Raw genomic sequence first — 20167 nt, forward strand, 5'->3', positions numbered from 1 at the left:
AAGGGATGCGCGACGATGGCGATCCAGGTCGGCGACAAGGCACCCGACTTCGAGCTCAAGGACAACCACGGCCGGAGCGTGAGGCTCTCGGACTTCCGCGGCGAGAAGAACGTGGTCCTGCTCTTCTACCCCTTCGCCTTCACCGGCGTGTGCACCGGCGAGCTGTGCGAGCTGCGGGACAACCTGCCGAAGTTCACGGACCGCGACACCCAGCTGCTCGCCGTCTCCAACGACTCCATCCACACCCTGCGCGTCTTCGCCGAGCAGGAGGGCCTGGAGTACCCGCTGCTGAGCGACTTCTGGCCGCACGGCAACGTCTCGCGCGCCTACGGCGTCTTCGACGAGGACAAGGGCTGCGCCGTCCGGGGCACCTTCATCATCGACAAGGAGGGCGTCGTGCGGTGGACCGTGGTCAACGGCCTGCCGGACGCCCGCGACCTCGGCGACTACGTGAAGGCGCTCGACACTCTGTGAGCCACGCGGGCCGACACCCGGGTTTCCCCGGCCCAGGCTGCGCGGCGGGCGGGAACCCGTCACTAGGATCGGCACGTTGATCCCATATCCGAAGCACGACGGGGCTCCCCGCCCCTGAACACCACATGGAGGACCCGTGGGAGTCAGCCTCAGCAAGGGCGGCAACGTATCGCTGACGAAGGAGGCCCCGGGCCTGACCGCGGTCATCATCGGTCTGGGGTGGGACGTTCGGACCACGACCGGTACCGACTTCGACCTCGACGCGAGCGCGCTGCTGCTGAACAACTCCGGCAAGGTCATCAGCGACCAGCACTTCGTCTTCTTCAACAACCTCAAGAGCCCCGACGGCTCGGTGGAGCACACCGGTGACAACCTCACCGGTGAGGGCGAGGGCGACGACGAGCAGATCAAGGTCGACCTGGCCGGCGTCCCGGCCGACGTCGACAAGATCGTGTTCCCGGTGTCGATCTACGACGCCGAGAACCGTCAGCAGTCCTTCGGCCAGGTCCGCAACGCCTTCATCCGCGTCGTCAACCAGGCCGGCGGGGCCGAGATCGCCCGCTACGACCTGAGCGAGGACGCCTCCACCGAGACCGCCATGGTCTTCGGCGAGCTGTACCGCCACGGCACGGAGTGGAAGTTCCGCGCCATCGGCCAGGGCTACGCCTCCGGGCTGCGCGGCATCGCGCAGGACTTCGGAGTCAACGTCTGATCCCGGCAGCGTAACGGCACCCTCGGTGTCCGGCGCCGCACCGTTTACGGGCGGCGCCGGACGCGCAGGAGAACCAGGGAAGCACCACCAGGGGAGGACCAGCATGGGCGTCACGCTCGCCAAGGGGGGCAATGTCTCCCTCTCCAAGGCCGCACCGAACCTCACCAACGTCATGATCGGGCTCGGCTGGGACGCGCGCTCCACCACCGGTGCCCCCTTCGACCTGGACGCCAGCGCGCTGCTGTGCGGCGCCGGCAACCGGGTGCTGGGCGACGAGTGGTTCGTGTTCTACAACCAGCTGAAGAGCCCCGACGGCTCGGTGGAGCACACCGGCGACAACCTCACCGGTGAGGGCGACGGCGACGACGAGTCGCTCCTGGTGGACCTCGCCAGGGTCCCGCTCCACTGCGAGAAGATCATCTTCCCCGTCTCCATCCACATGGCGGACGAGCGCGGCCAGACCTTCGGCCAGGTCTCCAACGCCTTCATCCGCGTGGTCAACCAGGCCGACGGCCAGGAACTGGCCCGGTACGACCTCAGCGAGGACGCCTCCACGGAAACCGCGATGATCTTCGGCGAGCTGTACCGGCACCAGGGCGAATGGAAGTTCCGGGCGGTCGGCCAGGGGTACGCGTCGGGGCTGCGGGGCATCGCTCTAGACTTCGGAGTCAACGTTTCGTAAAGCCGCGTACGGCGCGGGGGAGAACTCTCCTCGGAAATCGTCCGGGAGGGGCCTCGACAGATGATGGGGTAGCCAGTGCTTCTCAAAACCTTCGGATGGTCCTTCGCGATCACCGTGCTCGGTCTGATCGCGGGGGCGTTCTACGGGGGCTGGACCGGCTTCGGGGTCGTGGCGATCCTGGCCATCCTTGAGATTTCGTTGTCCTTCGACAACGCGGTGGTCAACGCCGGAATCCTGAAGAAGATGAGCCCCTTCTGGCAGAAGATCTTCCTCACCATCGGCGTGCTCATCGCCGTGTTCGGCATGCGGCTGGTCTTCCCCGTCGTCATCGTCGCCATCAGCGCCAAGATGGGCCCGATCGAGGCCGTCGACCTCGCGATCAACAACAAGGAACGTTACGAACAGCTGGTGACCGACGCCCATCCGGCGATCGCCGCGTTCGGTGGCATGTTCCTGCTGATGATCTTCCTCGACTTCATCTTCGAGGACCGGGACATCCAGTGGCTGCGCTGGATCGAGCGTCCCCTGGCCAAGCTCGGCAAGGTCGACATGCTGTCGGTCTGCATCGCCCTGATCGTCCTGCTGGTCGCCGCCTTCACCGTCGCCACCCACGCCCACCAGCACGGCGGCGTGCACGCGGACAAGGCCCAGACGGTGCTGATCTCCGGCATCGCCGGCCTGATCACCTACATGATCGTCGGCGGTCTCTCCGGCTACTTCGAGGACAAGCTGGAGGAAGAGGAGGAGCGCGAGCACGAGCAGGAGGAAGCGGCGGCCCGCAGCGGCAAGAAGAAGCCCGCGATCGTCCTGGCCGGCCAGGCCGCGTTCTTCATGTTCCTCTACCTTGAGGTCCTGGACGCGTCCTTCTCCTTCGACGGCGTGATCGGCGCCTTCGCCGTCACCAACGACATCGTCCTGATGGCCCTGGGCCTCGGCATCGGCGCCATGTACGTGCGTTCGCTGACCGTCTACCTGGTCCGCCAGGGCACCCTGGACGACTACGTCTACCTGGAGCACGGCGCCCACTACGCCATCGGCGCCCTCGCCGTGGTCCTGCTGATCACCATCCAGTACGAGATCCACGAGGTCATCACCGGCTCCATCGGCGTGATCCTGATCCTGGCGTCCTTCCTCTCCTCCGTCCGCCGCAACCGCGCCCTGGCCGCCGCGGGCGAGGGCGGCGGCGCGAAGACCGAGGTCTCCTCCGGGGTGTGACACCCCGGCCGGTGAGGAACGCTTCGAACGGGGCGGCCGACGCGGTCGGCCGCCCCGTCGGTGTCACAACGGATACCCGGGGGCGGGAATGGGTTTCTTCGACGGACTGCTCGGCGGGCGCGCCGCGGCCTTCGACTCGGGCAACGCGGCCACCAACGCCATCGAGCTGACCAGGCGGCACCCGACGGTGTCCCTGACCAAGCAGGGCGCGGCCACCGGCAACCTGCGCGTCAACCTCACCTGGCGGATGCGGACCTCCGACTTCGGTTCGGGCCCCCGCACCAGCCTGCTGCGCCACCCCTTCCGGGCGCTGAAGCCGCCGGAGATCCTCGGCCACGGCCAGAGCATGGTCAACGTCGACCTCGACCTGGGCTGCCTGTACGAGCTGGCCGACGGCTCCAAGGGGGTCGTCCAGCCCCTCGGCGGCTACCTCGGCGACGTCAACGCGCCGCCGTACGTCAAGCTCAGCGGCGACGACCGGTTCGGCTCCGGTTCCGGCGAGACGATGTACGTCAACCTCGACCACCGCGAGGACATCAAGCGGCTGCTGGTCTTCGTCTACATCTACGACCAGACGCCCGCCTTCGACCGTACCCAGGCCGTCGTCACCCTCTACCCGGGCAACGGCCCCCGCATCGAGATCGGCCTGGACGAACGCCACCCCCAGGCCCGCTCCTGCGCCGTCGTCCTCCTGGAGAACGTCAAGGACGAACTGATCGTCCGCCGCGAGGTCAAGTTCGTCTACGGCTTCCAGGGCGAACTGGACCGCCTCTACGGCTGGGGCCTCCAGTGGGGCAGGGGCTACAAGACGAAGGCGGACAGATGAACCCCCCGAGCCGGAGCGCCCCGAGCCGGAGCGCCCCGAAGGGGCGCGGGGAACTGCGCGACCAGCCACACACAACCCGCACCCGCCGTACGCCCCAGGCCCCCCGAGCCGGCAGGCGAACCTACCGCCCGATGAACTGAGGCCCCTGAGGCGGCATCCGGAAGTACCCGCCCCCCGCCGAAGCCGCCGGCACCGGCTCAGGCACAGGCTGCGGATACCCGTACGCCGGAACCGCCGGAGGCAACGGCAGGGCGGACGTGGGCGGCTCCTCCGCCGCCTCGGACTCGTCCACCGAGATGCCGAAGTCCGTCGCGAGCCCCTTCAGCCCGTTGGAGTAGCCCTCGCCCAGCGCGCGGAACTTCCAGCCCTCCCCGCGCCGGTACAGCTCACCGCAGATCAGCGCCGTCTCGGACCCGGTCTCCGGCTTGATGTCGAACCGGGCCAGCGGCTCCCCTTCGGCGGCCCCCGTGTCGTGCAGCAGGATGCACAGCGCCGGCACCCGGTCGAAGGCGACCCCGTCGGCGGAGGCGACCAGCAGGATCCGCGAGACGCCCGGCTCGGCCCCGGTCAGGTCTGTCTGGATCGTGTCGGTCAGCCCCTCGGCGACCCGCTTCTTGCCCAGCCGCCACACCGCCCCGGAGGGGTGCCGGGGCTGGTTGTAGAAGACGAAGTCCTCGTCGGAGCGCACCCGGCCGTCGGGTCCGAGCAGCAGCGCCGACACGTCCACGTCCGGGACGTCCTGCCCGGGTGACCAGCGCAGCACGGCGCGTACCGTGGTGGCCTCCAGCGGGACGTTCGACCCCTTCAGCATGGCGTGCGTCATGCGGTCATCCTGCCCTCTCGGTCCTGGTCACGACAATGTGGGGGCGTGGCGCCGGCAGGGGCGAGTTACCGGAAATTCATGTCCACGGGGAACCTCCGCCATGGGTCCCTACGTACTATTACCGGCCACCCTTTACCGAACTCAGAGGCGTGGCCGGAGTCCAAAGGGAGTCCTATGCGTCATTTCGGGCACATTGCCCCCGAGGTGCGGAAGCGCCTCTTCCACCAGGAGCCGTGCGCGTTCACCGCCGATTCCCCGGCCAGGCTGCTCTCCGCGGCCCTGGGCGCCACGCTGTACAGCCCGGCGACCCGGCCCAGACTCGCGGACGACATCGTCAAGCAGGCGGGCAACGGCGTGGTCTCCATGGTGCTGTGCCTGGAGGACTCGATCGGCGACGCGGACGTGGCGGCGGGCGAGGAGAACCTCGTCCGGCAGTTCGCCGACCTCGCCGCCCGGCCCGGGGCGGAGCCGCCGCTGCTGTTCATCCGGGTGCGCACCCCCGAGCAGATACCGGACCTGGTCCGCCGCCTCGGCCCGGCCGGGCGGCTGCTGTCCGGGTTCGTGCTGCCCAAGTTCACCGAGGAACGCGGCATCCCCTTCCTGGAGGCCCTGACGGCGGCCGAGAGCGCCGGGGGCCGGCGGCTGTTCGCCATGCCGGTCCTGGAGTCGCCCGAGCTGCTGTACCGCGAGTCGCGCGTGGAGACGCTGGAGGGGATCTTCCGCGCGGTCGACAAGTACCGCGACCGGGTGCTGGCCCTGCGCCTCGGCGTCACCGACTTCTGCTCCTCCTACGGACTGCGCCGGGCCCCCGACATGACCGCCTACGACGTCCAGGTGGTCGCCTCGGTGATCGCCGACGTCGTGAACATGCTCGGCCGGGCCGACGGCACCGGCTTCACCGTCACCGGCCCGGTCTGGGAGTACTTCCGGGCCTCCGAGCGCATGTTCAAGCCGCAACTGCGGCAGAGCCCCTTCCTCCAGGTGCAGGCCGCCGAGCTGCGCGAGCGGCTGATCGCCCACGCCATCGACGGGCTGCTCCGGGAGATCTCCCTGGACCAGGCCAACGGTCTGCTCGGCAAGACCTGCATCCACCCCTCCCACGTCCTGCCCGTGCACGCGCTCTCCGTGGTCAGTCACGAGGAGTTCAGTGACGCCCAGGACATCCTGCGGCCGGAACGCGGCGGCGGGGGTGTACTGCGGTCGGCCTACACGAACAAGATGAACGAGGTGAAGCCGCACCGCGCCTGGGCCGAGCGGACCCTGCTGCGCGCCGAGGCGTTCGGTGTCGCCCACGAGGACGTCGGCTTCGTGGAACTGCTCGCCGCCGGCATACCCGGCTGAACCTTCCGCCACCTCAGCAAGGAACGCATGAAGAACGCAGTGAACGACGGGGTCTGGTCCGGCAGCTGGGTCGCCGAGCGACTCGGGGTCCGGCTCGTGGGCGACGACGGGCTGCCGGCCCTGCTCGGGCTCGCGCTGCGCCGCAACCCCAAGCGCGCCCACCTGCTCGTCTCCCAGGTCCTCGGCAAGCACGTGCCGCAGTCCCCGTCCGTGGTCTACGACCATGGCCTGCGCCTGGGCCGCCGGGTCGCCGCGCTGCTCGGCGCCGAGGCCCCGGACGCGGTCGTCCTCGGGTACGCCGAGACCGCGACCGGGCTGGGGCACTCCGTGGCGGACGGGCTCGGCCCCGTGCCGTACCTGCACTCCACGCGGCGGCCGGTGCGCGGGGTCACCGCCGCGGGCGGGTTCGAGGAGTCGCACTCCCACGCCACGTCGCATCTGCTGCTGCCCGAGGACCCGGGGCTGCTCGCCGGGCGGGGGCCGCTGGTGCTGGTGGACGACGAGTTCTCCACCGGCAACACGGTGCTGAACACCATCCGTGACCTGCACGCGCGGTACCCGCGGCGGCGGTACGTCGTGGTCGCCCTGGTGGACATGCGGTCGGCCGAGGACACGGCCCGGCTGGAACGGTTCGCCGGGGACATCGGGGCGCGGGTGGACGTGGTGGCTCTCGCGTCCGGGGCCGTGGAGCTGCCGGAGGGGGTGCTGGAGAAGGGGCAGCGGCTGGTGGCCGACCGCGAGGCCGCCGGGTGCGGTGCCGATGCCGCCGCTCGCGTCCCTTCCGGGACGCACCGGCTCAAGCGGGTCGACCTGCACTGGCCTCCCGGCCTCCCCGACGGCGGCCGGCACGGATTCACCCCCGCCCACCGCGCCCGGCTCGAAGCCGCGCTCCCCGCCATGGCCGAGCGCGTGCGCGACGCCCTGCCGGCCGACGCGCGCCGGGTGCTCGTGCTCGGGTTCGAGGAGCTGATGTACGCCCCGCTGCGGCTCGCGCGGGAGCTGGAGCGCGCCACGGACGCGGAGGTGCGGTTCTCCACCACCACCCGCTCGCCCGTGCTCGCGGTGGACGACCCGGGCTACGCGATCCGTACCCGCCTGGTCTTCCCCGCCCACGACGACCCGGCGGACGGGCCCGGCGAGCGCTACGCCTACAACGTGGCCGGCGCCGGTTTCGACGCCGTCCTGGTCGTGGTCGACTCCGTCGCCGACACCCCCGCCCTGCACGCGCCGGACGGCCTGCCGGCCCGGCTCGCCGAGCAGATCCCGCACGTCCTGCTCGCGGTCGTACCGTCGTACGTCCCGCACGTCCCCGAAAGGCCGGCCATGCTGCCCGAGCCCCTGCGCGGCCCCGCGTTCTCCTCGTACGCGCCGGAGGAGGTCGGCTGGCTGCTCCAGGACCTGTCCGACGTGGCCCTGGAGGCGCCGACCGAGGAGCGGGAGGAGGCCGTCCAGAGCGGCGGCGCGCACTACGCCGAGTCGCTGCCGGTGGAGTACCAGCCCAGCGAGCGCTACCAGGCGCTGTTCCACACGGCTCTGGAGGCGTCGGCGGCCCGGCTGGCGCGGGCGGTGGGCGTGGTCACCGACACGGTGATCGCCGAGCGCTCGCCGCGCCCGGTGCTGGTCTCCCTGGCCCGCGCCGGCACCCCGGTGGGCATCCTGATGCGCCGCTGGGCGCGGTTCCGGCACGGACTGGACCTGCCGCACTACGCGGTGTCGATCGTGCGCGGCCGGGGCATCGACGCCAACGCGCTGCGCTGGCTCGCCGCCCACCACGACCCCCGGGACGTCGTCTTCGTGGACGGCTGGACCGGCAAGGGCGCCATCACCCGGGAACTCGCGCAGGCCCTGGAGGAGTTCGCGGAGCGGGAGGGCGTCACCGGGTTCGACCCGGAGATCGCCGTCCTCGCCGACCCCGGCTCCTGCGTGCGCACGTACGGCACCCGGGACGACTTCCTCATCCCCTCCGCCTGCCTCAACTCCACCGTGTCCGGGCTGGTCTCGCGCACGGTGCTGCGGGCCGACCTGGTCGGACCGGACGACTACCACGGGGCGAAGTTCTACCGCGAACTGGCCGGTGCCGACGTCTCCGTGGCCTTCCTCGACGCCGTCTCCGCCCGCTTCGAGGAGGTCGCCGACTCCGTGACCGGCGCGGTCAAGGAACTGCTCGCCACCGACCGCACCCCGACCTGGGCGGGCTGGCGGGCGGTCGAGCGGATCTGCGAGGAGTACGGCATCCACGACGTGAACCTCGTCAAGCCGGGCGTCGGCGAGACCACCCGGGTGCTGCTGCGCCGGGTGCCGTGGAAGATCCTGGCGCGCGCGGGCGCCGGCCCCGAACTGGACCACGTACGCCTGCTCGCCGAGCAGCGGGGCGTACCGGTGGAGGAGGTCGGCGAACTGCCCTACAGCTGCGTCGGGCTGATCCACCCCAAGTACACACGCGGTGCCACGGGCGCCGACGGAAAGGCGGTGCACGTCTGATGCCGGTGCTGGTGGCGAGCGACCTCGACCGCACGCTGATCTACTCCTCGGCGGCCCTCGCGCTGACCATGCCGGACGCCCGGGCGCCCCGGCTGCTGTGCGTGGAGGTGCACGAGGCCAGGCCGCTGTCCTACCTGACGGAGACGGCGGCCGGACTGCTGGCGGACCTCGGCGACGCCGCCGTGTTCGTGCCGACGACGACCCGGACCCGCAAGCAGTACCAGCGCGTCAACCTGCCCGGCCCACCGCCCCGGTACGCGATCTGCGCCAACGGGGGCCATCTGCTGGTCGACGGGGTCACCGACGCCGGCTGGCACGCGCGCGTGCTGGCGCGGCTCGCCGACGAGTGCGCGCCGCTGGCGGAGGTCCGCGAGCATCTGCTGCGCGCCGCCGACCCGGTGTGGGTGCGCAAACACCGGGTCGCCGAGGACCTGTTCGCCTATCTGGTGGTGGAGCGCGAACTGCTGCCCGAGGACTGGGTGAAGGAGCTGGCGGTGTGGGCGGAGAACCGCGGCTGGACCGTCTCGCTCCAGGGCCGCAAGATCTACGCCGTGCCCAAGCCGCTCACCAAGAGCGCGGCCGTCCGCGAGGTCGCCCGCCGCACCGGCGCGGAACTGACCCTGGCCGCCGGTGACTCCCTGCTGGACGCCGACCTCCTCCTGGCAGCCGACCGGGGCTGGCGCCCGGGCCACGGAGAACTGGCGGACACCGACTGGACGGCCCCTCAGATCACGGCACTACCGGAACGGGGGGTATTGGCGGGGGAGCGAATCCTGCGGGAGTTCCTGAGAACGGTCCGACAGCCCACCTAAGGGGCGCGGGGCTCTGTCCGATATGCGGCTCCGCCGCGGGGCGCGAAGTACCACGACGGTGCCGCACCCGCCCGACGGCCAAGCGCGGCACCCCGGTAGGCGTGAGGCCGACTACCCGCAGCACCCACCACCACAACACCCACCACCCCCGCCACCCCGCGGAGCAGACGCACCGGAGACGCCGCCCACGGCAACCGTGGACAGAAGCTTCACCGTGTCGTCATGCCCGGCAGGGCACGTCGCGGGGTCGGCGGACTCCGCCATCGGACGGTTGAGTTCGAACGTGTCGCCGCAGCTCCGGCAGCGGTACTCGTAGCGAGGCATGGGCCCAGGTTAGCCGTCAGGGGGGCGGCGGGGGCAGCTCAATGTTTCATGAGTGTTGCCATCCGTGCGGCATATGTGCAGGGCATTCGAAAACGTTACTGATAATTTGTGAACGCCGTGGCGAGGATGCTCAGCTCACCCGCGCGAGCGAGACCGAGTGCGGAGGGAGACGCAGGCGTGACCGATGCGTCGCAGGGGGAGGACGGCCCCATGGGGGGTGGCCGTGACGGGAACCCGCCGGGGGCCGACGAGACCCTGCATCTGAGAGTCGACGCCCTCAGGGCGGACGAGACGATGCAACTGCGTGCCCCCGCGCCGCCGAAGGAGCTCACCCCGACCGGCGGCCGGGCCGAGCGCCGGCGCGGCGCGCGCTCCGCCGGCCGGAAGCGCTCGCGGAGCCGCCTGCTCGGCCCGCTCGCCCCGTACGCGCGCCGAATAGCCCCCTACGCGCGCCGCCTGAAGCCCGTCTACCCGCGCCCCGGCCGCACCGGCTGGCGCCGCTGGATGCCCTCCTGGCGTCAGTGGACCGGCGGTCTGCTGGCCTCGTTCGGTCTGCTCGGCGCGTTCCTGGTCACCGCGTACGCGATGACGGACATACCGGACGACATCAACTCGTACGCCACCCAGCAGGACAACGTCTACTTCTGGTCCGACGGCACGCCCATGGCCCGTACGGGCTGGGTGCAGCGGCAGGCGATGCCGCTGGAGGACATCCCGCAGGACGTGCGCTGGGCGGTGCTCGCCGCGGAGAACGAGAGTTTCTACTCGGACCCGGGCATATCCCTCAAAGGCATCAGCCGGGCACTGTTCCGCACGGTGGGCGCGGGGGACACCGAGGGCGGTTCCACCATTACCCAGCAGTATGTGAAAAACGTTTACCTGACGCAGAACCAGACGGTCAGCCGTAAATTCACCGAGGCGATGATCGCCCTCAAGCTCGACAACAAGATGAGCAAGGACGACATCCTGGAGGGCTATCTCAACACCAGCTGGTTCGGCCGCGGCACCTACGGCATCCAGCGCGCCGCCCAGGCCTACTACGGCAAGGACGTCGACAAGCTCGACGTCTCCGAGGCGGCGATGCTCGCCTCGCTGCTCAAGGGCGCCGGCCTGTACGATCCGACGCTCGGCAAGGCCAACCACGCGCGGGCGGTGGAGCGTTGGTCCTGGATCCTGGACCGGATGGTGAAGATCGGCAAGCTGTCGAAGCGGGAGCGGGCCACGTACACCGAGTTCCCCGAGCCGCTGAAGACCAACCCGCTGTACGACACCGGCGAGCAGAGCGACTACCTGGTGGAGCTGGCGGCGAGTTACGCCAAGAAGGCCGCGCACCTGACGGACAAGCAGTTCGACCTGGGCGGCTACCAGATCTACACCACCTTCGACCGCAAGCGGGAGAAGGCCCTCACCGACGCCGTCGCCAAGGCCCGCCAGGAGGCGCGGGACGAGACGCCCGAGGCGGCGGAGGACGGTCATTACGGCGCCGCCTCGGTGGCCGCGGACGGCAGGATCCTCGCCGTCTACGGCGGCCCGGACCACCGCAAGCAGGGCTACAACGAGTCCAACGCCACCACCGTCCCGGCCGGCACCGCGTTCCTGCCGTTCGTCTACGCCGCCGGACTCGAACACGGTGTGCACAAGACGCGCAGCGGCTCCGCCACCCCCATCGGCCCGGACAGCGTCTACGACGGCGACGACGGCGTGCCCGTCACCACGCCCGAGGGGCCGTACTGGGACCGCAGCGGCAAGAAGGTCGCCGCGCACAACGACGGCGGGAAGTCGTACGGGAAGATCACCCTGCGCGAGGCGCTCGCCAAGTCGGTGAACACCCCGTTCATGCAGCTCGGCATGGACGCCGGACTGGACAAGGTGCGCGACACCGCCGTGGCCGCCGGGCTGCTGCGCTCCAGCATGGGCCCCCAGGTCCCCGCGCTGTCGCTGGGCACCTCCACGCCCAGCGCGATCCGGATGGCGAACGGCTACGCCACCTTCGCCGCCGGCGGCGACCACACCGAGCCGTACTCGGTGGTCCGGATCACCCGCAACGGCGCCCCGGTCGCGCTGAACACCCCGCGCCCGAAGCGGGCGGTCGGCGCGCGGGTGGCCGAGCAGGTCACCGAGGCGCTCACCGACTCCTTCCGCACCGCCCACCCCGACGCGGCGGCCCGCCGGCCCGGGGTGTCCGGGAAGGCCGGCGGCACCGAGAAGGACACCGCCGCCTGGTACGTCGGCACGGCCGACTCCGTGTCCACCGCGATCGTCGTCTACCGGATCGACCTGGCCAAGTCCCTGGAGCCACTGCCGCTCCAGGGCCTGGCCGGGCCCGCCCACAGCGTCCCGTACGCCCTCTGGTCGGCCGCGACGGGCCTCGGCTGAGCCGGGAAGAGCCCGTCCACCCTCCCCTTCCGCAGAATGAGCCGCGCATGCCCCGCAAGATGTCGTCGTCAGGCCGCCGTCGAGCCCCCCGCCGCCGCGGCGCGCCCCGTGCCACCCGTCCCCAGGTCCTGACACTGGCCGCGCTCCTCGTGGTGGCCTCCCTGGTGGCCGGGTTCCTGGCGCTGTCCGGCACGGACAGCGAGAGCACACCGGCCGCCGCGACCGGAAGCAGGAAGCCCGAACCGGTCAGGCCCGCCAAGCCCAGCCCGAGCCCGTCGTGGGACGGCAAGGTCAAGGTGCTGGGGGACGGCTCGACCTCCTACACCGGCCCGCAGAAGGGCCAGTTGAAGCCGGTCCCGCTCAAGCCCGGCGAGAAGCCGCCCCAGTTCGTGGTCTTCTCCTGGGACGGCGCGCTGGAGGGCGGCGACCACCTGTTCTCGCACTACCGGGAGCTGGCGAAGGAGTACAACGCGCACATGACCTTCTTCCTCACCGGCATCTACCTGCTGCCCAAGAGCAAGAAGGCGCAGTACCAGGGCCCCATGCACTCCCCTGGTGACGCCGCGATCGACTACGCCACCGACGACCACATCCGCACCACCGTGGAGGAGCTGTCCAGGGCGTACAAGGACGGCAACGAGATCGGCACCCACTTCAACGGCCACTTCTGCGGCGCCAAGGGCGGCGGCGACTGGAGCGTGGCGCAGTGGAAGAGCGAGATCGACCAGTTCTTCGAGTTCGTCGAGCACTGGAAGACCAACACCGGCCTCACCGATCTGCCGCCGCTGCCCTTCGACTTCAAGCGGGAGGTCACCGGCGGCCGGGCACCCTGCCTGGAGGGCCAGCCGAACCTGCTGAAGGCCATCAAGGACTACGGCTGGCGCTACGACGCCAGCTCCCCGGGCGACTTCCAGATATGGCCCACGAAGAAGAACGGCATCTGGGACTTCCCGCTCCAGATGCTGCCGTACGAGGACGGCAAGTACCAGGGCCTGTCCATGGACTTCAACTTCCTCTACAACCAGTCCGACGGCGAGACCCAGGGCGACCCGGCCAAGTTCCCCGAGTGGGAGAAGCGCACCGTCGACTCCTACATGGCCGGCTTCGACCGCGTCTACTACGGCAGCCGGGCGCCGCTGTTCATCGGCAACCACTTCGAGGACTGGAACGGCGGCATCTACATGAGGGCCATCGACCAGGTGGTCAAGAACGTGTGCACCAAGGAGGGCGTCAAGTGCGTCTCCTTCAAGGAGCTGGCGGACTGGCTGGACGTGCAGAAGCCGGGGACCCTGGCCGCCCTGCGCGGCCTGGACCCGGCCCAGTCGCCGGACTGGTCGGCGGTCGTCAAGTGACCGGGCAGCACGGTCGATTCCGCTTGTGCGCCCCTCTTCACAACCGGTGTACCGGCCATGCGAAGATGCCCCTCGCCCGGTAGGTGTACCGGCGTAGAGGGGAACATCATTGAAATCCAGAAGACTGAGCCGTAAGGGGCGTCGTACGGCCATAGTGAGCGCCGCGGCCGCCTCGGTGGTCGCCGGTGTGGCCCTGGTACCGAACTGGAGCGCGGGCGCGGCGGTGACCGACGACCCGACGGTGGACGCGGCCACCAAGGCGACCTTCCAGCGGCTGGCCGACGCGGTCTTCACCGACCGCACGCAGGCCCTGGTGGAAGGCGCCGGGGCGAAGGAGACCCGGCACACGGCCGGTTTCTCCGGTTCCGTGAGCCTGTCCGGCGGACAGACGCGGGAGCAGACGTCGGCGCTGAAGGAGCTGCGCGACCGCCGCGGCCGGCTCGCCCGGCTGGGTGAGACGTACCGCGCGGGCAGCACCCAGGTCCGGCTCGACGCGACGCGGGTGAAGGGCCGCAAGGCGAAGGTCGCGGTCACCGAGACCACGACGCTGACCTACGGCAGGACGGCCACGAAGAGCCCGCAGTCGACCGGCTTCCAGGCCCACCACGAGCTGACCTTCTCGGCCGACCGGCACGGAAACTGGCGGCTGACCGGCATCCGCGACACCGACGACGGCTACCTCGCCGTGAACCAGGTCGCCAAGCCGGAGACCGCGAAGCCGCAGGCCGCGGCCGAGGACGACGGTCCGCCGAGCGCGGCCCGCGCCGCCACCACCCGGACGACCGCGGCCAACCCGAAGAACTTCTCCGCGAGCGGCTACGACTACAAGGCCATGGTCGCCTACGCGCAGAAGTACTGGAGCAAGTACAACCCGGACTACCCGAACTTCAACGGGCAGGGTGCCGGCGGCGACTGCACCAACTTCGTCAGCCAGGCCCTGAAGGCGGGCGGCTGGAAGCACGTGCCCGGGTACACGTACGACTTCCACAAGTGGTTCGGCAACGCCGAGATCCAGTCGGACTCGTTCGTCGGCGTGAACGAGTGGTCCTGGTTCGCCCTGTCGTCCAAGCGGGCCACCAGCCTGGCCAACGTCTACCAGATGGACCTCGGTGACGTGCTCCAGATGGACTTCAACCGGGACGGGTCGAAGGACCACACGATGATCGTCACCTCCCGGGACCGCCGGGGCGTGCCGTACGTGACCTACCACTCGACCAACACCTACAACCGGTCGGTGGCCAGCCTGGTCGCCTCGTACCCGAACGCGGCGTTCTACGCCTACCGGACCTGATCGGGTCCCTGCGGCGGGCCCGGCCGCCGGCCGCCCTCCTCGTGCGGGGAGGGCTCGGGGTGGCGGGCCCGCCAGTACGGGTTGTCGTGCGGCAGCGCGTGACCGACCCGGCCGTACATGCCGAAGGTCATCAGCAGCAGGCCCACGAGGAAGCTGAAGTACACGTTCTGGATCTTGAACGCCAGGAAGTTGCTCGGGGTGTCCAGCAGGCCGAGGAACAGGAAGCCGTTCAGCAGGAACAGCACGCCGAGGACCATGTTCAGGGTGGACGCGAAGTTCCCCCCGACGGCCGCGCCGGCCAGCAACAGCAGGCCGATGCAGATCGACAGCACGCTGAGCGCGCCGTTGGTGTTCAGCCCGGCGACCTGATTGCCGCCCGTGCTGAAGAAACCGATCTGGTCCAGCAGGCCGAGAATGCCGAAGGCGACCAGGAACGCGCCGATCAGGCCCGCCCCGGCGCGGTAGACCCGGTTGAGCCGGTGGTCCACGGGCAGGTGGTCGTCCAGCCGGATCCGCCGGCGTTCCCGGCCCTTCCTCGAATGCACCGCGTGTGTGGCCATGTCCGCCTCCTCGGGCACTAGCGGAGGCCATCCGTCCGTCCCCCCAATATCCGCCACCCCCGCCCGCCCGGCAACACGCGTCCGTCGACGGCCCGTGCGGCCCGCGCGGCTCAGTGGACGGTGCCGCGGTCCTCGCGGATGAGGGTCACCGTGCGTGCCACGCTCCGCCGGACCGCCTCCGTCTCGCCGAGGAAGTGCCAGTAGTCCGGGTGGTGCTCGGCCAGCGTGCCGATCGCCCGCTCCAGCCGGGCCACCGCCTCGTCCAGGGGCCGGGCGTGCCGGGGGTCGGGCGTCGTGCGGCCCGCCATCGCCAGCCGCTGGGCGTCCCGGATCGCGAACCGGGTCCGCTCGATCTCCTCCTGCGGGTCCTTCTGTACGGCGTTCAGCCGGGCCAGCCGGTCACCGGCGGCCGACACCGCCTCGTCGGTGGCGTTCAGCAGCGCCCGGACGGTCGACAGCAGCGCCGTGGCGTCCGCCCACCGCTGGGCGTCCCGCGCCGCCCGCGCCTCGGCCAGCCTCTCCTCGGCCTGCCGTACGTTGCCGGCCGCCAGCGCGGGCACCTGCTGGAGGTCCTGCCAGCAGGCGGCGGTGAACCGGCGGCGCAGCTCGCTGAGGACCGGTTCCACCTGCTCGGCCCGGGTGGTCAGGGCCTGCGCCCGGGTGCGCAGGGACACCAGCCGGTGGTCGATCTCGGCCGCCCGCTCGGGCAGCCGCTCGGCCTCGGCCCGGATCGCCCCGGCCTCCCGCTGCACCCGCTCGGCCCGCTCCAGCGTGGCGTCCACCCCGTGCTGCCCGGCGCCCTGGTTCAGCCGGGTCAGCTCCGGGGCCAGGGCGGCGAGCCGCGCGGCGAGGTCGTCGGCCCGCAGGTGCTTCGCGCGTACGGCGTCCAGGGCGTCGCTCGCGGCCAGCAGCGACTGCCGGGCATGCTCCACGGCGGGCACCAGCCGGGCCAGCCGGGTCTCCGCCTTGTCCAGCAGCGGCCCGAGCGAGCGGCCGAACTCCTCCAGCTCCCGGCGCACCCGCAGCAGTTCGTCCCGGGCCGAGGTCAGCTCGGTGCGCGCCCGCGCGGCCGGGCCCGCCTCCAGGGCGTCCCGGTCGAGGTCGTGGGCGTCGACGGCCTCGATGTACCGCCGGCTGGCGTCGTCGACGCGGTGCCCGAGGGCCGCGAAGTCCGTGACGGCGCGGCGGGCGGCGGGGGAGTCGTCCGCCGCCGCGATGGTCTCGACCGAGATCCTGAGGTCGCGTTGGGCGGTGTCGAGTTCGTAGAAGGCCGCGGCGGCGGCGTCCTTGGCGGCCTGGGCCTCCGCGCGCTGGTTCTCGGCCCGCCCGCCGAACCAGCGCCGGGTGCCTCCGCCGGCGAACGCGGCGGCCAGCAGCGGTGCGGCCAGCACCGGCAGGCCGAGCAGGGCCAGGGTGTCCCGGACGGCACGGCGGTCGCGCCGGGTCCGGGCGGTGGACGGCGGCGGGTACGGCGGTGTCGCTGGCGTGCCCCGTGTCGCCGTCACATGCCTCTCCCGCGTGGTGATTCGCCCTGGGTGGTGCCATTGTCCCACCCGGTGAGGACGAACACACGGGCCGGTCGGTTCGCCCCGGGGCACGTGACGTACGTACCCGTCTGTTTGCGGTGCGGCCCGGCGGGCCATGTAGGCTGTCGACCTGTCCGGGTGCGTAGCTCAGGGGTAGAGCGCCTGCCTTACAAGCAGGATGTCGGCGGTTCGAAACCGTCCGCGCCCACGGACAAGGCCCCTCGGAGATCTCCGGGGGGCCTTCTTCGTCTCCCCTATCCTTCCGCCCGCTCCTCGTGGGCGTGCTTCAGGCAGGTCCGCGCGTCCATCCGCTCCGCCGCCGGGACCTCCGACCAGAACCGGTGGGTGCTGACGAAGACCGCCAGCTCGTGCTCGCGTCGCCGCAGCTTCTCCACCTGGGCCTGTTCGTCCTCCGTCCAGCCGGGGGACGCGGGTCGCTCCACCTTGCGCCAGCCGTTGTCGTCGCTGAAGCCGTCCATCGGCTCGACCGACCAGGGCAGCCGCTTGAGCAGGGCCGACAGCTCGGCCCGGACCTGATGCAGCTCCTCCTGGCCGGCGAGGAGGTCACTGGGGAATTCATAGGTCGTAGCCACGCCGCAATGCTACGCCTGTTCGAATTAGTGAAGCGAGACCGTACGTGCGGTACGGGTGAGGTTTCAGCCGCACGAGTGACCGACGGTCAGTATGCCTGGGTGACCGTCGGTCGGCAGCTCGACTGACCGGTGGTCAGTATCCCGCCGCGCGCAGCTCCCGCACCACCCGACGCGCCACCGGCACCGGCACGCCGTGCCGCTCGGCCGCCCTCAGCAGGGCGCCGCCGATGGCGTCCAGCTCCAGCGGGCGGCCGGCCTCGGCGTCGCGCTGCATGGACGACTTGGCGGCGGGCGGGAAGGCGTCGTACCGGGCGAGGGCCCGCACCGGATCGGTGGGCGCGCCGCAGGCCCGACCGACCGCGGCCGTCTCGGCGACCAGCGCCTCCAACTCGGCGCGGTGCCGGGTGCGGGCGGTGCCGAGCGGGACGCCGTACCGGGTCGTGAGCAGCGCGAACGGGGCGAGGAAGGCCATCTTGGCCCACAGCGCCGCCGACTCCTCCCCGGCCACCCGGGCCGTCGTGCCGCACTCCGTGAGCAGCGCGGCCAGCGCCTCCAGGCGGGCGCGGGGCACGGCGTCCCCGGCCAGGTCGAGCTCCGTGAACGGGCTGCCGTGTTCGATCACGCCGGGCGCGACGCGGGTGGACTCCACGCGGATCACGGCCGGGGCGACCCGGTCGGGGCGGTAGCGCTCGCGCAGGAGCCCGGGGTGTTCGACCCCGTTCAGCAGCGGGACGAGCAGGGCGTCACCGAGCGCGGCGGGCGGGACCCGGGTGAGGGCGGCGTCGAGCGCGGTGTGCTTGACGGTGACCAGGCAGACGTCCACCGGTGTACGCAGCTCGGTGTCCGCGTCGACGGCCGCGGTGAAGTCGCCGAACTGCGCGCTGCGGACGGAGATGCCGTCGCGGCGCAGCTTTCCGGCCGTTTCCGGCCCGGCGAGGCAGAGCACGCGATGGCCGGATCGAGACAGCAGGGCGGCGAGCAGGCCGCCGGTGCCGCCGGGGCCGAGGACGGCCACGGAGAGCGGATGCGTCATGGAGTTGTTCCCTTCGACGGTCGGCCCCGGAGTCGGTGGCCGCCTCGCCGGCGATCATCGCAGGGCGCGGCGCGCGGCGCGAGACTGAGGGCATGTGCCGGAGCATCAAGACGCTGCGCCCGCCCGTGCTGCCTGGTGAGGCCACGGACGACGACATCCGCGCGGCCGCGTTGCAGTACGTCCGAAAGGTTTCGGGCTTCCGGGCCCCCGCCGCCCACAACCGCGAGGCGTTCGACGCGGCGGTGGACGCCGTGGCCCGTGCCACCGCGGAACTCCTGGGTGCGTTGGAGGTGCGGGGGCGGACGAGGCCCAAGTGATCGTCGGTGGTGACGTCGGGACGGAAGGGGCCGGTGGGACCGTGGACCTATGGCCAGATGTTGAACTTGCAAGCACTGATTAGGTTCACCTAACCTTGGCTTGATTCGGTTCCCCTCCCCACCGCCGGCCTCGTCCCCGGGCCGGCCCGACAGACACCGAAGAAGGAGTCATCCCCACATGTCCGCTCGTCTCGATTCCGCTCAGCCCTACGTTCTGGGGCTCTTCCGCATCGTCATCGGCCTGCTCTTCGCCGTGCACGGTGCGGCTTCCCTGTTCGGCGTCCTCGGTGGCGCCGCCGGCACCGGCGGCACCGTCGGGGCCGGCACCTGGCCCGGCTGGTACGCGGCCGTGATCCAGCTCGTCGCCGGCGGCCTGGTCCTGCTCGGCCTCGGCACCCGAGGGGCCGCGCTGATCGCCTCCGGCTCCATGGCCTACGCCTACTTCGACGTCCACCAGCGGCTCGCGCTGTGGCCGATACAGAACGGCGGCGAGCTGTCGGCGCTGTTCTGCTGGTCGTTCCTGCTGCTGGTCTTCACCGGCTCCGGCGCCTTCGGCCTGGACCGCCTCCTCGCCCGGCGCCCGGCGCGCGCCGAGTCCAAGGCGGCCGAGCAGGCCCCGGTGGCGGTCTGACACCGGACAACGCGCGGGCGGCCGGCGCACCCCGGGTGACCGGCCGCCCGTGAACGTCGCATGATCGGTTCACGAACCCCCCGCGAACCTCCTGTCACACCCCCCGCGTACGCTGTACAGCTGTCAACGGGGGAATGTCAGGAGTGTCGTCGTGTGGGAAAGCGTGGGGTCGCTAGCGGCCGGGCCATGGATCTATGCCGTGGTGGCCGTCTCGGTCCTGCTTGATGTGTTCCTGCCGGTGCTGCCCAGCGGCGTGCTGGTCATCACGGCGGGCACGGCGGCGGCGGGCACCGGCGCGGCGGCGGGCCAGGTCGCGCACGAGGTGCCGGACATCCTGGCCCTGATCCTGTCCGCCGCGACGGCCTCGGTCCTCGGCGACCTGGTGGCCTACCGCCTCGCCTGGCGCGGCGGCGAGCGGCTGGACCGGGCGATAGCCCGCTCCCGCAGGCTCACCTCCGCGCAGGAACGTCTCGGTGACGCCCTGGCCCGCGGCGGCGGCGCGCTGGTCGTCCTGGCCCGCTTCGCCCCCGCCGGCCGCTCGGTCGTCTCCTTCTGCGCCGGAGCCGCCCACCGCCGCGCCCGCGACTTCCTGCCCTGGTCGGCCCTCGCGGGCCTGTCCTGGGCCGCCTACAGCGTGGCCCTCGGCTACTACGGCGCCCAGTGGCTGGGCGCCACCTGGCTCGCCACGGGAGTGTCGGTGGCGGCACTGTTCGGCGCGGGCGCGGCGGCGGGGTTCCTGATGAGGCGCAAGCCCGCTTCCTGATACGGCCCCGCACGGGCGCCCGAAGGGGCGCGGGG

Annotated in this window: 20 protein-coding genes and 1 tRNA gene; 15 read left to right on the forward strand and 6 right to left on the reverse strand. The window is 71.4% G+C overall.

Annotated elements, in window-relative coordinates:
- Window positions 1-15: 15 nt before the first annotated feature.
- From ACSURM_RS25345 to ACSURM_RS25365, 5 genes are all read left to right on the forward strand, one after another.
- Complete coding sequence (locus ACSURM_RS25345; RefSeq protein ID WP_030604490.1) at window positions 16-474, forward strand: peroxiredoxin; 459 nt, start codon at window positions 16-18, stop codon at window positions 472-474.
- A gap of 136 nt (window positions 475-610) precedes the next feature.
- Window positions 611-1186, forward strand: a complete 576-nt coding sequence (locus tag ACSURM_RS25350) for a TerD family protein (protein WP_436958055.1) — start codon at window positions 611-613, stop codon at window positions 1184-1186.
- A gap of 103 nt (window positions 1187-1289) precedes the next feature.
- Window positions 1290-1868, forward strand: a complete 579-nt coding sequence (locus tag ACSURM_RS25355; RefSeq protein ID WP_436958056.1) for a TerD family protein — start codon at window positions 1290-1292, stop codon at window positions 1866-1868.
- Window positions 1869-1943: 75 nt separating this feature from the next.
- Complete coding sequence (locus tag ACSURM_RS25360) at window positions 1944-3083, forward strand: DUF475 domain-containing protein (protein WP_436958057.1); 1140 nt, start codon at window positions 1944-1946, stop codon at window positions 3081-3083.
- Between the two features lie 88 nt (window positions 3084-3171).
- Window positions 3172-3909 (forward strand): TerD family protein, encoded by a 738-nt coding sequence (locus ACSURM_RS25365; RefSeq protein ID WP_436958058.1) that lies wholly within the window; start codon window positions 3172-3174, stop codon window positions 3907-3909.
- Between the two features lie 121 nt (window positions 3910-4030).
- Here ACSURM_RS25365 and ACSURM_RS25370 read toward each other — a convergent pair whose 3' ends face one another.
- On the reverse strand, window positions 4031-4732 hold the full coding sequence (locus ACSURM_RS25370; protein ID WP_436958059.1) for a TerD family protein: 702 nt from the start codon (window positions 4730-4732) through the stop codon (window positions 4031-4033).
- 174 nt (window positions 4733-4906) lie between these two features.
- Here ACSURM_RS25370 and ACSURM_RS25375 point away from each other — a divergent pair, with 174 nt between their 5' ends.
- From ACSURM_RS25375 to ACSURM_RS25385, 3 genes are read left to right on the forward strand one after another with little or no spacing between them, the layout of a single operon-like run.
- On the forward strand, window positions 4907-6073 hold the full coding sequence (locus tag ACSURM_RS25375; protein ID WP_436958060.1) for an HpcH/HpaI aldolase/citrate lyase family protein: 1167 nt from the start codon (window positions 4907-4909) through the stop codon (window positions 6071-6073).
- Window positions 6074-6100: 27 nt separating this feature from the next.
- Window positions 6101-8554 (forward strand): phosphoribosyltransferase, encoded by a 2454-nt coding sequence (locus ACSURM_RS25380; protein WP_436958061.1) that lies wholly within the window; start codon window positions 6101-6103, stop codon window positions 8552-8554.
- Window positions 8554-9366, forward strand: a complete 813-nt coding sequence (locus tag ACSURM_RS25385; RefSeq protein ID WP_436958062.1) for an HAD family hydrolase — start codon at window positions 8554-8556, stop codon at window positions 9364-9366. The genes ACSURM_RS25380 and ACSURM_RS25385 overlap by 1 nt, the downstream gene beginning before the upstream one ends.
- 111 nt (window positions 9367-9477) lie before the next feature.
- On the opposite strand, the gene ACSURM_RS25390 is transcribed toward ACSURM_RS25385, so the two are convergent.
- Window positions 9478-9690: an FmdB family zinc ribbon protein gene (locus tag ACSURM_RS25390; protein ID WP_359043382.1), complete on the reverse strand. Its 213-nt coding sequence runs from the start codon at window positions 9688-9690 to the stop codon at window positions 9478-9480.
- Window positions 9691-9900: 210 nt separating this feature from the next.
- Here ACSURM_RS25390 and ACSURM_RS25395 point away from each other — a divergent pair, with 210 nt between their 5' ends.
- From ACSURM_RS25395 to ACSURM_RS25405, 3 genes are all read left to right on the forward strand, one after another.
- On the forward strand, window positions 9901-12066 hold the full coding sequence (locus tag ACSURM_RS25395) for a transglycosylase domain-containing protein (RefSeq protein ID WP_436961182.1): 2166 nt from the start codon (window positions 9901-9903) through the stop codon (window positions 12064-12066).
- A gap of 47 nt (window positions 12067-12113) precedes the next feature.
- On the forward strand, window positions 12114-13418 hold the full coding sequence (locus tag ACSURM_RS25400; RefSeq protein WP_436958063.1) for a hypothetical protein: 1305 nt from the start codon (window positions 12114-12116) through the stop codon (window positions 13416-13418).
- A gap of 187 nt (window positions 13419-13605) precedes the next feature.
- A complete protein-coding gene (locus ACSURM_RS25405) occupies window positions 13606-14709 on the forward strand; it encodes an amidase domain-containing protein (protein WP_436961183.1) in 1104 nt (367 codons plus the stop codon).
- Here the strand turns inward: ACSURM_RS25405 and ACSURM_RS25410 are convergent.
- Window positions 14697-15269 (reverse strand): DUF4383 domain-containing protein, encoded by a 573-nt coding sequence (locus tag ACSURM_RS25410; protein WP_436958064.1) that lies wholly within the window; start codon window positions 15267-15269, stop codon window positions 14697-14699. The two genes, ACSURM_RS25405 and ACSURM_RS25410, sit on opposite strands and share 13 nt — an antisense overlap.
- Window positions 15270-15379: 110 nt before the next feature.
- Window positions 15380-16774: a hypothetical protein gene (locus ACSURM_RS25415; RefSeq protein ID WP_436958065.1), complete on the reverse strand. Its 1395-nt coding sequence runs from the start codon at window positions 16772-16774 to the stop codon at window positions 15380-15382.
- Window positions 16775-16931: 157 nt separating this feature from the next.
- On the opposite strand from ACSURM_RS25415, the gene ACSURM_RS25420 reads away from it, so the two are divergent.
- A tRNA-Val gene (locus ACSURM_RS25420) sits at window positions 16932-17003 on the forward strand.
- A gap of 46 nt (window positions 17004-17049) precedes the next feature.
- Here ACSURM_RS25420 and ACSURM_RS25425 read toward each other — a convergent pair.
- Window positions 17050-17388 carry a hypothetical protein gene (locus ACSURM_RS25425; RefSeq protein WP_436958066.1) on the reverse strand — a complete coding sequence of 113 codons (339 nt, stop codon included), beginning with the start codon at window positions 17386-17388 and terminating at the stop codon, window positions 17050-17052.
- Between the two features lie 133 nt (window positions 17389-17521).
- A complete protein-coding gene (locus tag ACSURM_RS25430; protein ID WP_436958067.1) occupies window positions 17522-18421 on the reverse strand; it encodes a ketopantoate reductase family protein in 900 nt (299 codons plus the stop codon).
- 92 nt (window positions 18422-18513) lie between these two features.
- On the opposite strand from ACSURM_RS25430, the gene ACSURM_RS25435 reads away from it, so the two are divergent.
- The 3 genes from ACSURM_RS25435 to ACSURM_RS25445 all read left to right on the forward strand — a co-directional run bounded on the left by ACSURM_RS25435 (window position 18514) and on the right by ACSURM_RS25445 (window position 20132).
- Entirely contained in the window at window positions 18514-18738 is a 225-nt protein-coding gene (locus ACSURM_RS25435; protein WP_436958068.1) for a DUF2277 family protein, read from the forward strand.
- A gap of 178 nt (window positions 18739-18916) precedes the next feature.
- Complete coding sequence (locus ACSURM_RS25440; protein WP_436958069.1) at window positions 18917-19369, forward strand: DoxX family protein; 453 nt, start codon at window positions 18917-18919, stop codon at window positions 19367-19369.
- Between the two features lie 151 nt (window positions 19370-19520).
- Window positions 19521-20132 (forward strand): DedA family protein, encoded by a 612-nt coding sequence (locus ACSURM_RS25445; protein ID WP_436958070.1) that lies wholly within the window; start codon window positions 19521-19523, stop codon window positions 20130-20132.
- The last annotated feature ends 35 nt before the right edge of the window (window positions 20133-20167 follow it).

Source organism: Streptomyces sp. SudanB182_2057 (genome assembly GCF_964272715.1).
Taxonomy (GTDB): domain Bacteria; phylum Actinomycetota; class Actinomycetes; order Streptomycetales; family Streptomycetaceae; genus Streptomyces; species Streptomyces rubradiris.